Annotated in this window: 15 protein-coding genes; 9 read left to right on the top strand and 6 right to left on the bottom strand. The window is 60.6% G+C overall.

Going from position 1 to position 14808, the window contains the following annotated elements:
* The first annotated feature begins 216 nt into the window (after nt 1-216).
* Both S101446_RS09725 and S101446_RS09720 read left to right on the top strand, forming a co-directional pair.
* The gene (locus S101446_RS09725) at nt 217-1158 is read left to right on the top strand and encodes a DnaJ C-terminal domain-containing protein (protein WP_048851871.1); all 942 of its coding nucleotides are present in this window, start codon (nt 217-219) and stop codon (nt 1156-1158) included.
* Nucleotides 1155-1484, top strand: a complete 330-nt coding sequence (locus tag S101446_RS09720; protein WP_010509044.1) for a chaperone modulator CbpM — start codon at nt 1155-1157, stop codon at nt 1482-1484. Before S101446_RS09725 ends, S101446_RS09720 begins: the two co-directional genes overlap by 4 nt.
* A 45-nt stretch (nt 1485-1529) precedes the next feature.
* On the opposite strand, the gene S101446_RS09715 is transcribed toward S101446_RS09720, so the two are convergent.
* Nucleotides 1530-1934: a hypothetical protein gene (locus S101446_RS09715; protein WP_010509046.1), complete on the bottom strand. Its 405-nt coding sequence runs from the start codon at nt 1932-1934 to the stop codon at nt 1530-1532.
* Nucleotides 1935-2172: 238 nt separating this feature from the next.
* Here S101446_RS09715 and budA point away from each other — a divergent pair, with 238 nt between their 5' ends.
* The 5 genes from budA to S101446_RS09690 all read left to right on the top strand — a co-directional run bounded on the left by budA (nt 2173) and on the right by S101446_RS09690 (nt 9211).
* Nucleotides 2173-2976 carry an acetolactate decarboxylase gene (budA, locus tag S101446_RS09710; RefSeq protein WP_026018484.1) on the top strand — a complete coding sequence of 268 codons (804 nt, stop codon included), beginning with the start codon at nt 2173-2175 and terminating at the stop codon, nt 2974-2976.
* 80 nt (nt 2977-3056) lie between these two features.
* On the top strand, nt 3057-4748 hold the full coding sequence (gene alsS, locus S101446_RS09705; protein ID WP_087608257.1) for an acetolactate synthase AlsS: 1692 nt from the start codon (nt 3057-3059) through the stop codon (nt 4746-4748).
* 203 nt (nt 4749-4951) lie between these two features.
* Nucleotides 4952-6685, top strand: coding sequence for a D-lactate dehydrogenase (gene dld / locus S101446_RS09700; protein ID WP_010509051.1), 1734 nt, complete (start codon nt 4952-4954; stop codon nt 6683-6685).
* A 135-nt stretch (nt 6686-6820) separates the two neighbouring features.
* A complete protein-coding gene (locus tag S101446_RS09695) occupies nt 6821-8515 on the top strand; it encodes an alpha-keto acid decarboxylase family protein (RefSeq protein ID WP_087608256.1) in 1695 nt (564 codons plus the stop codon).
* A 252-nt stretch (nt 8516-8767) separates the two neighbouring features.
* Nucleotides 8768-9211, top strand: a complete 444-nt coding sequence (locus tag S101446_RS09690) for an NUDIX hydrolase (protein ID WP_087608255.1) — start codon at nt 8768-8770, stop codon at nt 9209-9211.
* A 57-nt stretch (nt 9212-9268) separates the two neighbouring features.
* On the opposite strand, the gene S101446_RS09685 is transcribed toward S101446_RS09690, so the two are convergent.
* The 3 genes from S101446_RS09685 to S101446_RS09675 all read right to left on the bottom strand — a co-directional run bounded on the left by S101446_RS09685 (nt 9269) and on the right by S101446_RS09675 (nt 12239).
* Nucleotides 9269-9454, bottom strand: coding sequence for a hypothetical protein (locus S101446_RS09685; RefSeq protein WP_019085056.1), 186 nt, complete (start codon nt 9452-9454; stop codon nt 9269-9271).
* A gap of 277 nt (nt 9455-9731) precedes the next feature.
* On the bottom strand, nt 9732-10715 hold the full coding sequence (locus tag S101446_RS09680; RefSeq protein WP_087608254.1) for a phosphotransferase enzyme family protein: 984 nt from the start codon (nt 10713-10715) through the stop codon (nt 9732-9734).
* A gap of 45 nt (nt 10716-10760) precedes the next feature.
* Entirely contained in the window at nt 10761-12239 is a 1479-nt protein-coding gene (locus S101446_RS09675; RefSeq protein WP_087608253.1) for a carbohydrate porin, read from the bottom strand.
* Nucleotides 12240-12501: 262 nt separating this feature from the next.
* Between S101446_RS09675 and moaB the strand changes: the two genes are divergently transcribed.
* Together moaB and S101446_RS09665 are read left to right on the top strand one after the other, a co-directional pair.
* A complete protein-coding gene (gene moaB, locus S101446_RS09670; RefSeq protein WP_026019618.1) occupies nt 12502-13056 on the top strand; it encodes a molybdenum cofactor biosynthesis protein B in 555 nt (184 codons plus the stop codon).
* Between the two features lie 25 nt (nt 13057-13081).
* On the top strand, nt 13082-13657 hold the full coding sequence (locus tag S101446_RS09665) for a DJ-1/PfpI family protein (RefSeq protein WP_087608252.1): 576 nt from the start codon (nt 13082-13084) through the stop codon (nt 13655-13657).
* Nucleotides 13658-13732: 75 nt separating this feature from the next.
* Here the strand turns inward: S101446_RS09665 and folE are convergent, their stop codons facing one another.
* Both folE and apaG read right to left on the bottom strand, forming a co-directional pair.
* The gene (folE, locus tag S101446_RS09660; RefSeq protein ID WP_010509068.1) at nt 13733-14338 is read right to left on the bottom strand and encodes a GTP cyclohydrolase I FolE; all 606 of its coding nucleotides are present in this window, start codon (nt 14336-14338) and stop codon (nt 13733-13735) included.
* A gap of 57 nt (nt 14339-14395) precedes the next feature.
* Nucleotides 14396-14806, bottom strand: a complete 411-nt coding sequence (apaG, locus tag S101446_RS09655; protein WP_029335421.1) for a Co2+/Mg2+ efflux protein ApaG — start codon at nt 14804-14806, stop codon at nt 14396-14398.
* Nucleotides 14807-14808: the final 2 nt, after the last annotated feature.

The following is a 14808-nucleotide window of genomic DNA, read 5'->3' as shown; positions in this document are numbered from 1 at the left end:
AATACAAAAAATGTTATTTCGAAGTCTCCGTTTTGTTATTTTCTTCTGCCTGCCATGCAGGAAATAAAGATTTCCCCCTGATTTCATTGACCCTGCCCCCCCCAATTCCCATTATCGAGGTAAGAGGGACCGCAAGGTCGTATTCATGATGTTCGGGACGATAACGGGCGTGGCACAGGCCGGGCTGGCATGTTCCGACGGAGGGATGATTTTTAAGTGAGCAAGGATCCATACGAAGTACTCGGCGTCGCCCGCACGGCAAGCCAGGATGACATCCGCAAGGCCTATCGCAAGCTGGCCAAGAAGTACCATCCTGACCTCAACCCCGGCGACAAGGTGGCGGAGGAGAACTTCAAGGCCGTGGGCGCGGCCAATGCCCTGCTGTCGGACGAGGAACAGCGCGCCCGCTTCGACCGTGGCGAAATCGATGCTGCGGGACAGGAAAAGGGTTTCGGTTTTGGTGGCGGCCGTGGCGGCTACCGCGATCATGCCGAAGGGCCACAGGGTTTCAATTACGGCGGCGGCCAGTTTTCGGAAGACGAACTGGGCGATATTTTCGGCACCATGTTCGGCCAGGGTGGCGGGGCCGGGTTTGGCGGCGGGTTCCGTCGCAGGCCGCAGGGCCCGCAGCCGGGAGGCGACCGGCAGTACGCGCTGACCGTCAGCTTTCTCGATTCCGTCAATGGCGGCACGTCGCGCATTACCCTGCCCGGTGGCGCGCAGCTGGATGTGAAGATCCCCGCCGGCATTACCGACGGCCAGGTCATGCGCCTGCGTGGCAAGGGGGATCCGGGCGTGCAGGGTGGCCCCCCCGGCGATGCGCTGATCACAATCACCGTCGCCCCTGACAGCACGTACACGCGTGACGGCAATGACATCCGCATGTCGCTGCCGGTGGACCTGAAGACGGCGGTTCTGGGCGGCAGCATTACCATTCCCACGCCTGCGGGATCGGTAAAGATGAACGTTCCGCCCCATTCCGACAGTGGCAGCGTGCTGCGCCTGCGCGGGCGCGGGGTCAAGGCGCATGGCAAGCAGGAGGCAGGTAACCTGTATGTCAAGCTGGTCGTGACCATAGGCAAGGTGGATCCCGCCCTTGAAGCCTTCCTGAAAGGCACGACGGATGCGGCGAAGGAGCCCGGGAAGGACAAGGCATGATCACGCTCGAAACCCTGTGCATGCGTATCGGCAATGTGCCACAGGACGAGGTGCTGGGCTGGATCGACAGTGACTGGCTGCGGCCCGAAGGCGGACGCGGGCATTACCTGTTCCGCGAGATTGACGAGGCCCGCGCCCGGCTGATCCTTGAACTGCGCGATGACATGGGGATCAACACGGAAGGGATGCCGGTGGTCCTGTCCCTGCTGGACCAGCTTTATGCCGCCCGCCGGCAGATGCTGCGCCTGCGTGAGGCCATCAGCGTCCCGCGCGAAAACGAACTGCGCAGCAGGCTGCGCGCCCTGCTTGCCAGCACGCAGGACTGATCGAACGGCCCCCATGCCCGCACCGGCATGGGGGTATTTTTTTGCTTAATCCGCGCGGCTGAGCGGCAGGTCCAGCTTCTGGCCCGGTTTTGCGCCCTGCATCTGCAGGTCGGCGGCGTTGGGGGATGTCAGGCGGAAAACGGCGCGCGGGTTGTCATCAACCGATCGCAGCGACGTGTCGTCCTGAACCTTCATTTCAATGGTGCGCCCGGTCAGGCCGGTAATCTTGCCCAATGCGTCGGGCAGGCGCAGGTACAGTCTGGCCGCCGGGCCAAGCGCCTTGTTGGCGCTGATGGTGACGGGCTTGAGACCCAGCGCCGTCCAGTCCCCGGTATAGGCCCCCGGACCATACGGGGGCTTGGGGTCCGTGCCGTCGGCGCGGGCGATCGTGCTGCCCCCGACAACGCCGCCCAGGGCCAGTGCGGCAAGTGCCATGTGGAATGGTTTCATCAATCCGGTCTTCCTGATCTTATTTCAACCGCCACAATGGCAGGCGCGCGCTGCCTTGGGCAAGCGCGGGGGCTGCACGCCAGTCCAGACGGAGCGGGACGGGACCGGCCTTTCCATATTTTTTATATATGGAAAGCGCCTTGAATATATATTGGACGTAAGAACCCGCCTGCTTCACCATCCTCGGGCAATCACACATGACCGGGAAGTGCCGCGCCCAGGGGCGTGCTGTCACCCGATGCAGGAGACTCAGGTCTTGAAGCTGAAATGCTATTCGGTAGGCGATGTCGATACCCGCTCCAGCGCCGCGGATGCGACCGGGGTGCGTCCGCGCATGAACCGCCTGTACCAGACATCCACCATGGCCGCGCTGCTTGACGCGGTGTACGACGGGGAAACCACGCTTGACGAACTGCTGATGCACGGCAATTTCGGGCTGGGTACCTTCAATTCGCTGGATGGCGAGATGATCGTCAATGACAGCGTGATCCATCAGTTCCGTGCCGATGGCCAGGCCGGTCGCGTGCCCGGCGACCTCAAGACCCCGTTCGCATGCGTCACCTTCTTCAACCCGGAGAAGGAATACATGATCGACACCGCGCGCGACAAGGACGGATTCGAGGCGATTGTCGACCAGCTTGTCAATAACCCCAACCTGTTTGCCGCCGTGCGCTTTACCGGCATGTTCGAACGTGTCGAGACCCGCACCGTGTTCTGCCAGTGCCGTCCCTATCCGCCCATGCTTGACGTGGTCGCGCGCCAGCCCACCATGCAGCTTGGCGCCTCCACCGGTACCATGCTCGGCTTCCGCACGCCGGGCTACATGCAGGGCGTGAACGTCGCGGGTTACCACCTGCACTTCCTGACGGAAGATGGACGTCGCGGCGGTCACGTGACCGATTACGCCGTGCTGAAGGGCAGGCTGGAAGTCGGCGTGATTTCCGATGTGGAAATCCAGCTGCCCCGCACGGAACAGTTCGCACGCGCCAACCTGTCCCCCGAAAACATTCACGAAGCCATTCGCGTGGCTGAAGGCGGCTGAGGGGTTTTCCCCTCCCGCTCCCTTGGATTGACCGCCCGCGCACTGGCTGCGGCGCCTACCCGTTCAGGATATCTGAAATAATGACTGACAAGAACAAACCGGCCGCGCCTGAGTGCGGGGCGGACATGATCGTGCGCAACCTGGTCGCACACGGCACGACCCACGTATTTGGCATTCCCGGCGCGAAGGTGGACCGCCTGTTTGACGCGCTGGTGGACAGCCCGATCGAAACGGTGGTGACCCGGCACGAACAGAACGCCGCCTTCATCGCCGGTGGCATTGGCCGCCTGACCGGCAAGGCGGGTGTCGCCATCGCCACATCCGGTCCCGGTGCATCCAACTTCGTGACCGGTCTGGCCACCGCCAACTCCGAAGGCGACCCGGTGCTGGCCATTGGTGGCGCGGTGAAGCTGGCCGACCGGCTGAAGCTTACGCACCAGAGCATGGACACGGTCGCCCTGTTCCAGCCGATCACGAAATACAGCGCGGAAATCACATCCCCCGCCGCCGTGTCGGAATGCATCTCCAACGCCCTGCGCTTTGCCGAAGGTGGTCGCCCGGGCGCCGCATTCGTCAGCACGCCGATGGATATCCTGTCCATGCCGGCCGAAGGCAAGGTGCTGTCGGGCCGCAAGGTGCCCACCGCGGGCGCCGCCCCGGCTGAAGCCGTGAACGAGGCGCTGGCGCTGGTGCGCAAGGCGCAGCGTCCCGTCATCCTGCTGGGCCTGCTGGCCAGCCGCCCCGATGTGGCCGACGCCGTGCGCGCGCTGGTCGCGACCACGGGCGTGCCGGTTATCGGCACCTATCAGGCCGCTGGCGCCGTGTCGGAAGACCTGTCGGACCGTTTTGGCGGTCGTGTCGGCCTGTTCCGCAACCAGCCGGGCGACCAGCTGCTGCATGAAGCGGATCTGGTGATCTCGATCGGCTACAACCCGATCGAATATGATCCGTGGCTGTGGAATGTCGATAACGGTCGCAAGATCGTTCATATCGACGTGGTCGCCGCCGAACTGGACACGCATTACGACCCGGCGGTTGAACTGGTGGGGGATATCGCCGCGTCCGTGCGTGCCCTTGCAGCGCAGGCGGGCAAGCTGCCGCGCGCGCCGCAGCTGGAAGAAATCCTGTCGCAGTACCACGCGACCCGTCTGGCCGCCCTGTCGGGCGCGCGCAGCACCTCCAACACGGCGGTGCATCCGCTGCAGATCGTGCGCGAACTTGAGCCGTTCGTGACGCCTGATGTCACGATGTGCCTTGACATGGGCACCTTCCACATCTGGCTGGCGCGTTACCTGCTGTCCTTCCGGGCACGCCAGATGCTGATCAGCAATGGCCAGCAGACCATGGGTGTCGGCCTGCCGTGGGGTATCGCCGCGAGCCTGGTCAACCCGGCGCAGAAGGTGATCTCCATTTCCGGTGACGGCGGCTTCATGATGTCGTGCATGGAACTGGAAACGGCAGTGCGGCTGAGGTGCAACCTGATCCACATGGTCTGGGTCGATCAGGCCTACAACATGGTCGAGATGCAGGAAAAGAAGAAGTATGGTCGTGGTTCCGGCGTGGAATTCGGGCCGATCGACTTCGCCATGTTCGCCCGTTCCTGTGGCGCGCACGGCATTTCGGTGCAGTCCGCCGACGGGATTGCCGGCGCAATGCGCGAAGCCATGGAAATCGAGGGTCCGGTCGTGATTTCGGTGCCGGTTGACTATTCCCAGAATCACCTGCTGATGAAGCCGCTGGCGACACTGGGTGAAACTTCGGCAGCCGCGTAAAACGGCCGCATGCGTGACGAAAACGGCCCGCCACGCCCTGACCGGCGGGCGGGCCGTTCTGTTTGGACATGTGACATCGGCATTTTATGCGCACGTCGTCCGATACGGAACATGCCAGACTATAAAACGCCATTTTGGGAATGCGGCATGGCCCGGGCATGGGCCGCCGACAGGTTCCGCAATGGGATTGAGGAACAAATAAAATGCTGAAAGCGGCACAGGACATGTCATCTACTGCGGGTGCGCAACTGATTACGGAACTGCAGCAGGTCGTGGGTCACCACCACGTGCTGACCGAAGACGGGGCGACCCTGCCGTACCGCCGGGGATTCCGTTTTGGCGAGGGCCGTGCGCTGGCGGTGGTCATGCCCGGTTCGCTGGTGGAACAGTGGCGTGTACTGCAGGCCTGCGTGAAGGCGGGCGTGATCGTGATCATGCAGGCGGCCAATACCGGGCTGACCGGCGGGTCCACGCCTGATGGCAATACCTATGACCGCGACGTGGTGATCGTGCACAGCATGCGCATGCGCGCGATCCACCTGATCGGCGAAGGCAAACAGGTCGTGTGCCTGCCTGGCGCCACGCTGGACCAGCTTGAAAACATGCTCAAGCCCATCGGGCGTGAACCGCATTCGGTCATCGGGTCGTCATGCATTGGCGCATCGGTGTTCGGCGGTGTCAGCAACAATTCCGGTGGTGCGCTGGTGCGCCGTGGCCCGGCCTATACCGACATGGCGCTGTTCGCGCAGGTTTCGGACAAGGGCGAGCTGCAACTGGTCAACCACCTCGGCATCGAACTGGGCAGCGATCCCGAGGAAATCCTGAAGCGGGCGGAGGAAGGCAACTTCCCTGAATCCAGCATCAACTGGAACGCGGGCCGCGGGCATGATGACGATTATGCCCGGCATGTGCGTGACGTGAATGCCGACACGCCCGCCCGCTATAATGCCGACCTGCGCCGCCTGCACGAAGGGGCTGGCTGCGCGGGCAAGCTGGGTCTGTTCGCCGTCCGTCTTGATACGTTCGAGGCGGAAAAGGATCCCGTCGTCTTCTATATCGGCACCAATCAGACCGATGTGCTCGAAGACGTGCGCCGTCACATCCTGTCATCCTTTGCCGAACTGCCGATCGCGGGCGAATACCTGCATCGTGATGCGTTCAACATTGCCGAGAAATATGGCAAGGACACGTTTGTCATCATCCGCATGATCGGCACGAAGCGCCTGCCGGCCCTGTTTGCGATGAAAAATGCGTTTGACCGCCTGGCGGACAGGATCGGGTTCCTGCCCAAGCATTTCAGCGACCGGTTCATGCAGTTCATGAGCCATTTCTTCCCGCAGCACCTGCCCGCGCGCATGCGTGACTACCGTGACCGGTTCGAACATCACCTGATGCTGAAGGTCAGTGCATCGGGTGCGCAGGAAGCGCGGGATTTCCTGAAAAGCCATTTCGCGACGCATGAGGGCGATTTCTTCGAATGCACCCCCGATGAGGGATCAAAGGCATTCCTGCACCGCTTTGCCGCCGCAGGCGCTGCCGTGCGCTACCGCAACGTCCATACCGACACGACCGAGAACATCGTGGCGCTGGACGTGGCCCTGCGCCGTAATGACCAGGACTGGTTCGAGGTGCTGCCCAAGGACATCAATGACGAGATCATCGTCAAGCTGTACTACGGCCATTTCCTGTGCCACGTGATGCATCAGGACTATGTGGTCCACAAAGGGTATGACTGCATGGCGCTGGAACACCGCATGCTGCCGCTGCTGGACAGGCGTGGCGCGCGGTACCCGGCGGAACATAATTTCGGGCACCTGTATGCGGCGCCTGATGACGTACTGGCGCATTACCGCCAGCTCGATCCATGCAACTGTTTCAATCCGGGCATTGGTCAGGCCACCAAGCGCCGGAACTGGGTTGCCGAAAGTGTAGGGTGAATACTGGCCGCGCATGCGGCCCCTGCTGTCCTTTCGGCATGATGGCCCGGTTGCGGGCCATCCATGTGGTTCCCCCCAGATGGGGAAAGGGCGCGGTCTTCCGCGCCCCCACACAAGGGAAGGAAAGTCGAAATAATGACGTATACAGTTGGCCATTACCTTGGTGAACGTCTGGCGCAGATCGGGCTCAAGGATCATTTCGCGGTCGCAGGCGACTATAATCTTGTCCTGCTTGACCAGCTTCTTGAAATTGACGGCCTGCGGCAGGTTTATTGTTGTAATGAACTGAACTGCGGTTTCAGCGCGGAAGGCTATGCCCGTGCGAACGGGGCGGGTGCTGCTGTCGTCACCTTCAGCGTGGGTGCGTTGTCAGCGCTGAACGCCATTGGCGGCGCATATGCCGAAAACCTGCCGGTCATCCTGATTTCGGGTGCACCCAATTCCAACGATCATGGCAGCGGGCATATCCTGCACCATACCATTGGTACGCCGGATTACGGCTATCAGCTTGAAATCGCCAGGCGCCTGACCTGTGCAGCGGTCTCGATCACTTCGGCCGAGGATGCGCCGGTACTGATCGACCATGCCATCCGCACTGCGCTGCGTGAAAAGAAACCGGCCTATATCGAAATCGCGTGTAACGTCGCCCCCATGCCGTGCCCGCGTCCCGGTCCGGTTGGCGCGATTCTGGCGGATGCGCCATCCGATCCGGAAACGCTGAAACTGGCGATTGACGAACTGGCCAGCTTCATTGCCGCGCGCAAGAAGCCGATCATGCTGGTGGGCAGCCGCCTGCGCGCCGCAGGCTGCGAGGACGCGGCCATCCGTCTGGCCGATACGCTGGGTTGCGCCGTGACCTCCATGGCGGCGGCCAAAAGCTTCTTCCCCGAGGACCATCCGGCCTATGCCGGGACATACTGGGGGGATGTCAGCAGCCCGGGCGCACAGCAGATCTTTGACTGGGCGGATGGCGTGCTGTGCCTGACGCCGGTGTTCAATGATTATTCCACCGTTGGCTGGACCGCGTGGCCCAAAGGCGACAACGTGGCGCTGATGGACGGACGGCATATCGCGGTCGGGGGCAAGGCGTTTGACGGCGTGCACCTGCGTGACGTGATCGAGGGCCTGATCGAACGGCTGAAGGGCCAGCCGAAAAAGGATGCGACGCTGGTTGAATACCGCCGCATCAAGTCTCCGGAAGCGCCGGTGGTTGCGGCCGATCCCAAGGCGCCGCTGGTACGCGCCGAAATGGCCCGCCAGATCCAGGGCCTGCTGACATCTGACACGTCGGTCATCGCCGAGACCGGGGATTCCTGGTTCAACGCCATGCAGATGAAGCTGCCGCGCGGCGCGCGCGTGGAACTGGAAATGCAGTGGGGCCATATCGGCTGGTCCGTGCCCGCCACCTTCGGTTATGCCGTGGCCGCACCGGAACGCCGGATCATTGCCATGATTGGTGATGGGTCGTTCCAGCTGACGGCGCAGGAAGTGGCCCAGATGGTAAGGCTGAAGCTACCGGTGATCATTTTCCTGGTCAACAACCGTGGCTACACCATCGAAGTCCAGATCCATGATGGTCCGTACAACAACATCAAGAACTGGGATTATGCCGGGCTCATGAACGTGTTCAATGCGGAAGATGGCCACGGCAAGGGTTTCCGCGCCACCACCGGCGCAGAAATGGAAAAAGCCATTGCCGCGGCCGTCGCGAACAAGGAAGGGCCGACGCTGATCGAATGCGTGATCGATCGTGACGACTGCACCAGCGACCTGATTTCGTGGGGCCGCCGCGTTGCAACCGCCAACGCCCGGCCGCCTGCCGCGCGTTGATTACCAACGGCCGTAATGACCGTATCGGGATGATATGGGGGTGCCTTCGGGTGCCCCCTTGTCGTATGGGATGCATTTTTCAGAGGCTGTTTTAAAAGTCGGCAGATCATTAAGAAGTTTTTGGTGAAGCTTTTTGCAAAAAGCTTCAAAGGGCGCCGTCTTTTTGAAAAAGGCAGCATCCAAAAACTTTTATTATTTTATTATCAACCGGTTGTTTTGAAGAAGTTTCTTAAAATAGGAAGACGTAAAAATATGACAGCAATAACCGGCCCACGCGTGGGATGTGGGGCAGCCATCATAGATGAAAAGGGCCGTATCCTGCTGCTGCGACGCCTGAAACAGCCAGAGGCGGGATGCTGGGGCCTGCCCGGTGGCAAGGTTGATCCCTATGAAACCACGGCCTACGCGGCGGAGCGTGAAATCGCGGAGGAACTGGGTATCACCGTTCAGGCCAGTGACCTGTTATGCCTGGTGGAGCAGATGGACGCCGATGCGGGGTATCACTGGATTTCGCCCGTGTATCTGGTCACATCATGGCAGGGTGTGCCGACCCTTATGGAGCCGGACAAGCATGAAGGTCCGCGGTGGTATGCACTGGATGCGTTACCTGCTGACCTGACTGAACCGACCCGTCATGCCCTGAAGGCCCTTCAGGCAAGATCGGCGGCAACAGCACAAAATAATATCAAAGTTTGATTTTTATCGTGGCCGGTACGCTGGTTGTGCGCTCAACTGACCACACGGCGCAGGGGATCAGGTGTTGTCGGTCGGGATATTCAGCGTGCGGGCATAATCCCGCAGGGCACGGCGGTGACGGGAATAGATCATGCGCGTGGTCTGCGACCGGGTCGGGATTTCATCGGTGGCTACGGACAGCCCGGCGGCGACGACAGGGGAAGCTGCCGGGGACGGAGTGATCGTGTCAACTGCAGGGGTCATTGCTGTTTTTCCGTTATGTGCCAAGGACGGGACGGGCTCCGGTGAATCGGGTTGTTAACCGAACGACACATTACCTAACGTCCATACATGTCAGGAATGAGGCATAAAAGACATACCACGCCGCAAATGCGATTCTGTAAGTCACATTTAATTGATCTCATGCAACCAACGGCATTCTGTCCTCAGCATTACAAAAGTTTCCAAAAAGTAATGTGGGCGCATTCCTCGCAAAGATGAATTAAAAAAATATCTAATTATCCTACCGTTCCTGCCAGTTTCAGCCGATATCGTGCAGCAGTTTCCCCCGTGTCCACGCATGGCATAACCCCAGCGTGCGATCGGCCCAGTCGGGGCCAAGGCTGCGGACCTGCCGCGTATCGTGATGTGTGCCGGTCCATGCCAGCAACTGGATGCGGCGCTGGATGACCAGGGCGGGCAGGATGTCCAGGTCCGCCTGCGTGACGGTGCCTGTCGTGCTGTAGCCGCGCAGCCAGTGGTCGACCCAGCGGGACACATGCGGGTGGTCTTCATGGAAACTCAGGGCCGCTGCAAGATCCTGCATGAACCAGCTTATGCCGCAGTCATCAAAGTCGATCAGGCGTGTCTGCCTGCCACTGACCAGCAGATTGGCCAGCCGCAGGTCGGCATGGATCAGCCCGAATCGGTGGGATTGCCTGCCGTAGCCGGCCAGTTGCGCATCAACCTGGCGCACGCAGTCTGCAATCAGGCTGCGCGCCGGTTCGGTCATGCCCGGTACCGTGTCCCATCGTCCCCACAGGGCGTGGGGACCGATCATGGTGTCGGGTGTCCAGACCTTGCGGATAAACCCGTCGGGGCGTGTCCAGTGTCGGCTGTGGTCATGCAGGCGCGCGGTAATGCGGCCCAGCCGGTCAAACGCTGCGGGATCAATGTCCGGCGTGGGCTCGGTACCATCCATCCAGGCAAACAGGACCGCATGGCGCATTATGCCATCATCACACCGCACGGTGCGCAGGGACATGCCATCATGGGCGGGAATGGGCAGGGGAACTTCCAGCCCTGCCGCATGCAGGGCGTCAAGCCATGCCAGTTCGCTGCGAATTTCGGGCGCGCTGTGGTAGCCGGGCCGGTGCAGGCGCAGCGCATAACGTCGCCCGTCGCCCGCATCGATCCGGAAGATGACATTTTCTGAAATGGAAAGCAGCGTCGCCCGCGCGTCAGGCAGGCGGTAATCGACCAGCGCCGTATGGGCCTGTCGGTAAAGGAAGGCTGGATCGGTCATGATCCGCCTCCCATACCGTGGGAAATCCCCTTGATGAAGGGGGCGTTACAGGATGCAGTTGAACTGCAGGCCCATCACCGCCGCATCATGATAGGTCGTGGTGCCGCCGGGGCGGTTGATATACTGGAAGTCCGGCTGGAAGCTCATGCCACGTGCGGTATGGATGTTGTAGAACACTTCGTACACATCCTCATGCGTCTGGATGCCCCATGCCTTGCCCCACTGGTTGGTCAGGAACGGCGTGCCCGCCAGCACCGAGGATTCCTGCTGCAGGACGGATGCACGGCTCATTTCGAAATAATGGAACATCGCCCCCACCGTATCGAGCGGACGGCCCCATCGCGCGCCGGTTTCTACGATGCCGGCCCATGCATGGTACTTCATCGCCGAGACCTTGCCCGACGTATACATGAAGCCCGCCAGCGCGATCAGGCCGTTGGTCGGACCCGCGCCATTGCGCATGAACATCTGGTCTGCCTGGAACCATGCGGTACTGACGCCCGACTGCTTGCGGAACGGCCGGCCGGTCAACACGGCGGAATTGCCGTTGATGTCCTGATACAGGTCGCTGTACTGGGAATTGTCGTAGCCGTAGCCCGCCTTGTAGTGACCGGCCAGGTGGTGGGGGCCGAATTCCGGCAGCCAGCCGAATTCCACCGGGGTGGAGAATTTGCCAAGGCCACTCTGCGCCCATGACCAGCCTGAAATGCCACCGTTATAGGAATGCGGCGATACGGCGAACATACTGGCCATGATGTATGTATCGACGGTCGGCATGACGCGGGCCACGACCCCCAGGTTACCCGAAGGCCAGTCACGCCCGCCCGGCACGTATTTGCCCGGCGCGGGGTTACCGCATATCGACACGTTCATGAAGTCACAGAACAGCGGGGATGCGGCAAAGAAGCTGCCCACCGGAATCCAGCCCGCGCTGATGTCCAGCCGGTTATGGAACAGGGACTGTTCGGCATACATGTAGACCAGATGGGCAACCACGTTACCACGGGCACCGTAGATCTGCTGCACGCCGGCAAGGGAATCGTGAATGTAGTCCGTACTGTCATTACGGCCATGACCGTTCACGATCATGGTATGTGTCCAGAAATTCTTCGGTGCACCGGCCAGCTTGTGCCAGTCGATATCGACTTCCACGCCAACCTGGCCCGCATCGGTCACGCCCTGCTTGGCGCCACCGCGGAAGTTGCCTGCCAGTTCTTCATGCACATCGGCTTCGATATGCACGCCATGTTTCAGCAGGAAGGGCTGAAGTCCGGCCCAGTCCCCGAAAAAATGCTGGTTTCCGTAGGGCGCGCTAAAAAACGATCCCGGATCGTTTACAGGAACATTACGTCGTGAATTGACGTTCAGGCTGGGCTGAGAACCGATCACACCCTGCCCTTCGCCGGGAATGGCCTGTGCCGATGCGGTTTCACTTTGGGTGAAAAACGCAAGAAGAAGCAGGGATAGCGGTATAAAAAATCGGGGGAACGTTCTGGTCATCCGCGTATCGATAGCATATTTCATGCCGAATATAAACCTTGGCAGGGGAATTATGTAAAAACTAATGTTTTGTAAAATAACGGTAAAGGATTTTTTTTTGTTATATCAATAGATTTATGTAGAATGTTACTATTCATGCATATGTTTTTTTGTGCAATGCACAAATACATCAGAATTTCGTGTTTGTTCTCACATATTACTCATTATTTCCCTGTCGGAATGGTGGCGCGCCCTCCTGCCGCGCTGCCCGTTGACGCCACGGCGCGGGAATGGTGAACATGGTTTCATGTCGCGACTTGATATGAAAAAAACCTTCCTGCCTGTCCGCATCGCGGTGCTGACGGTATCTGATACCCGCACGCCGGAAACGGACAGATCCGGTGATATACTGGCCGCGCGCATCACCACGGCAGGGCATGTCGTGGCCGCGCGCGCCATCGTGCCCGATGATGTCGACCGCCTTGCCACCACCCTGTCGGGGTGGGTGGCGGACCCGCAGGTGGATGTCGTCATTTCGACGGGCGGCACGGGAGTGACGGGCCGCGATGTCACGCCGGAGGCTTTCGATAAAGTGATCGAAAAACGGATCGAAGGTTTTGGGGAGCTGTTCCGCATGCTGTCCTACCAGAAAATCGGTACGTCCACGATCCAGTCGCGCGCACTGGCCGGGGTCGCGAACGGGACCTATCTGTTCGCGCTGCCCGGATCATCCGGCGCGGTGAAGGACGGGTGGGACGACATACTGGTCTGGCAGCTCGACAGCCGGCATGTGCCCTGCAATTTTGTCGAACTCATGCCCCGGCTGCGTGAACACCTGTCCCCGGACGACCATCACGACTGACCGGATAACGGGAAGGAAACGGATAATGAGCGTACCAAGGCTGCTTTTGCTGGCTGGCGATTATGTCGAGGATTATGAGGTCATGGTGCCCTATCAGGCTCTGACCATGCTGGGCTATCACGTTGATGCGGTGTGTCCCGGCCGCAAGAAGGGCGAGCATGTCCTGACCGCCATTCATGATTTTGAGGGCGCTCAGACCTACAGCGAAAAACCGGGGCACCGCTTTGCGCTGAATGCAACGTTTGATGACATCAGTCATGCCGGTTATGCGGGTCTTGTCCTGCCTGGCGGGCGGGCGCCGGAATACCTGCGGCTGGATGCGCGCGTGATCGAACTGGTCCGCGCCTTTGCCGACCGGCCGATTGCCGCGATCTGCCATGCAGGCCAGCTTCTGGCCGCAGCGCGTATCATTGCGGGACGGAAGGTTTCAGCCTATCCCGCCTGCCGTCCGGAAGTGGAACTGGCGGATGGTATCTATGCCGATATCGCGCTGGATGCCGCGATTACCGATGGGAAGCTGGTCACGGCGCCCGCATGGCCGGCCCACCCGGCATGGCTTGCGCAGTTCATTGCCGTGCTGGGGGCAAAAGTCACCCTATAGCGTTTTGTAATTGATACAGAAGAATGCCGCCTTTTTGAAAAAAGGCGGCACCCAAAAACTTTTATTTTTTATCAATCAGATACCGCTGCTGTTCATGGCCGGACGGTTGAGTATCGACAGGAATTCGCGCCGCGTATCCGAATTGGTGCGGAAGGTGCCCAGCATGCGGCTGGTGACCATCGACACGCCGGGACGATGCACGCCACGCGTGGTCATGCACTGGTGCGATGCCTCGATCACCACGCCCACGCCATAGGGTTGCAGTTCCTCGTTGATGGTATTGGCGATCTGGGCCGTCAGCCGTTCCTGAATCTGGAAACGCCGGGCATAGGCGTCCACCACGCGGGCCAGCTTGGAAATCCCCACCACCCGCTTGCGCGGCAGGTAGGCCACATGCGCCACGCCAATGATGGGCACCATATGGTGTTCGCAATGGCTTTCCACGCGGATATCGCGCAGCAGCACCATCTCGTCATAATCATCGACTTCCGAGAAAGTGCGGCGCAGCAGGTCGACCGGATCTTCCGCGTAGCCGCAGAAGAATTCGTCATAGGATTTTATGACGCGCTGGGGCGTGTCACGCAGCCCCTCGCGGTCGGGATCTTCACCCGCCCAGCGCAGCAGGGTGCGGACGGCCTCCTCTGCTTCCGTGCGGGAGGGGCGGGAATCGATGGGAGTCATGCTGTTGGTTCTTGTTGCATGGGCATATCCGGCACGGACACGCCGCAGAGGGAAAATTCAGTGGAGAACGGTCGGGTGATGCGGGCTATCCAGGCTGAATACGGGAATGCTGACATCGAAATGCTGCCGGCTGGCGGGACGGATCATGTGGTACATGCCCCCCATGAAGCCGGTTGGCGTTTCAAGGGCGGCCCCGGACATGTATTCGAAACTGGCCGCGGCGTCGATAAGGGGCTGTTCCCCCACCACGCCGTCGCCTTCCACCCGGTCGATCCGTCCCTTCCCGTCCACGATGCGCCAGCTGCGGCGTAGCAGCTGGATCTGTTCCGTGCCGTGGTTTTCGATACGGATCCGGTAAGCCCATACATAACGGTGTTCGTCCGGTTCCGACTGGTCATCCAGCCAGAAGGTCTGGACAACCACGCGCACGTCATCGGTCGTCGCTTCGAAACAGGGGGTATTGTCCATTG

This window comes from Komagataeibacter europaeus, assembly GCF_002173515.1.
GTDB classification, from domain to species: Bacteria; Pseudomonadota; Alphaproteobacteria; order Acetobacterales; family Acetobacteraceae; genus Komagataeibacter; species Komagataeibacter europaeus.
Note: the sequence above shows the minus strand (reverse complement) of the source record. Positions and strands in the feature narration are given on the sequence as shown.

Bases quoted from the DNA above. Each gene is read 5' to 3' on its own strand.
- S101446_RS09685 (WP_019085056.1), bottom strand. From the start codon at position 9,454: ATGACCCCTGCAGTTGACACGATCACTCCGTCCCCGGCAGCTTCCCCT.
- moaB (WP_026019618.1), top strand. From the start codon at position 12,502: ATGTCGCGACTTGATATGAAAAAAACCTTCCTGCCTGTCCGCATCGCG.
- folE (WP_010509068.1), bottom strand. From the start codon at position 14,338: ATGACTCCCATCGATTCCCGCCCCTCCCGCACGGAAGCAGAGGAGGCC.
- S101446_RS09680 (WP_087608254.1), bottom strand. From the start codon at position 10,715: ATGACCGATCCAGCCTTCCTTTACCGACAGGCCCATACGGCGCTGGTC.
- S101446_RS09665 (WP_087608252.1), top strand. From the start codon at position 13,082: ATGAGCGTACCAAGGCTGCTTTTGCTGGCTGGCGATTATGTCGAGGAT.
- S101446_RS09720 (WP_010509044.1), top strand. From the start codon at position 1,155: ATGATCACGCTCGAAACCCTGTGCATGCGTATCGGCAATGTGCCACAG.
- S101446_RS09715 (WP_010509046.1), bottom strand. From the start codon at position 1,934: ATGAAACCATTCCACATGGCACTTGCCGCACTGGCCCTGGGCGGCGTT.
- apaG (WP_029335421.1), bottom strand. From the start codon at position 14,806: ATGGACAATACCCCCTGTTTCGAAGCGACGACCGATGACGTGCGCGTG.
- S101446_RS09675 (WP_087608253.1), bottom strand. From the start codon at position 12,239: ATGAAATATGCTATCGATACGCGGATGACCAGAACGTTCCCCCGATTT.
- dld (WP_010509051.1), top strand. From the start codon at position 4,952: ATGCTGAAAGCGGCACAGGACATGTCATCTACTGCGGGTGCGCAACTG.
- S101446_RS09695 (WP_087608256.1), top strand. From the start codon at position 6,821: ATGACGTATACAGTTGGCCATTACCTTGGTGAACGTCTGGCGCAGATC.
- budA (WP_026018484.1), top strand. From the start codon at position 2,173: ATGCAGGAGACTCAGGTCTTGAAGCTGAAATGCTATTCGGTAGGCGAT.
- alsS (WP_087608257.1), top strand. From the start codon at position 3,057: ATGACTGACAAGAACAAACCGGCCGCGCCTGAGTGCGGGGCGGACATG.
- S101446_RS09690 (WP_087608255.1), top strand. From the start codon at position 8,768: ATGACAGCAATAACCGGCCCACGCGTGGGATGTGGGGCAGCCATCATA.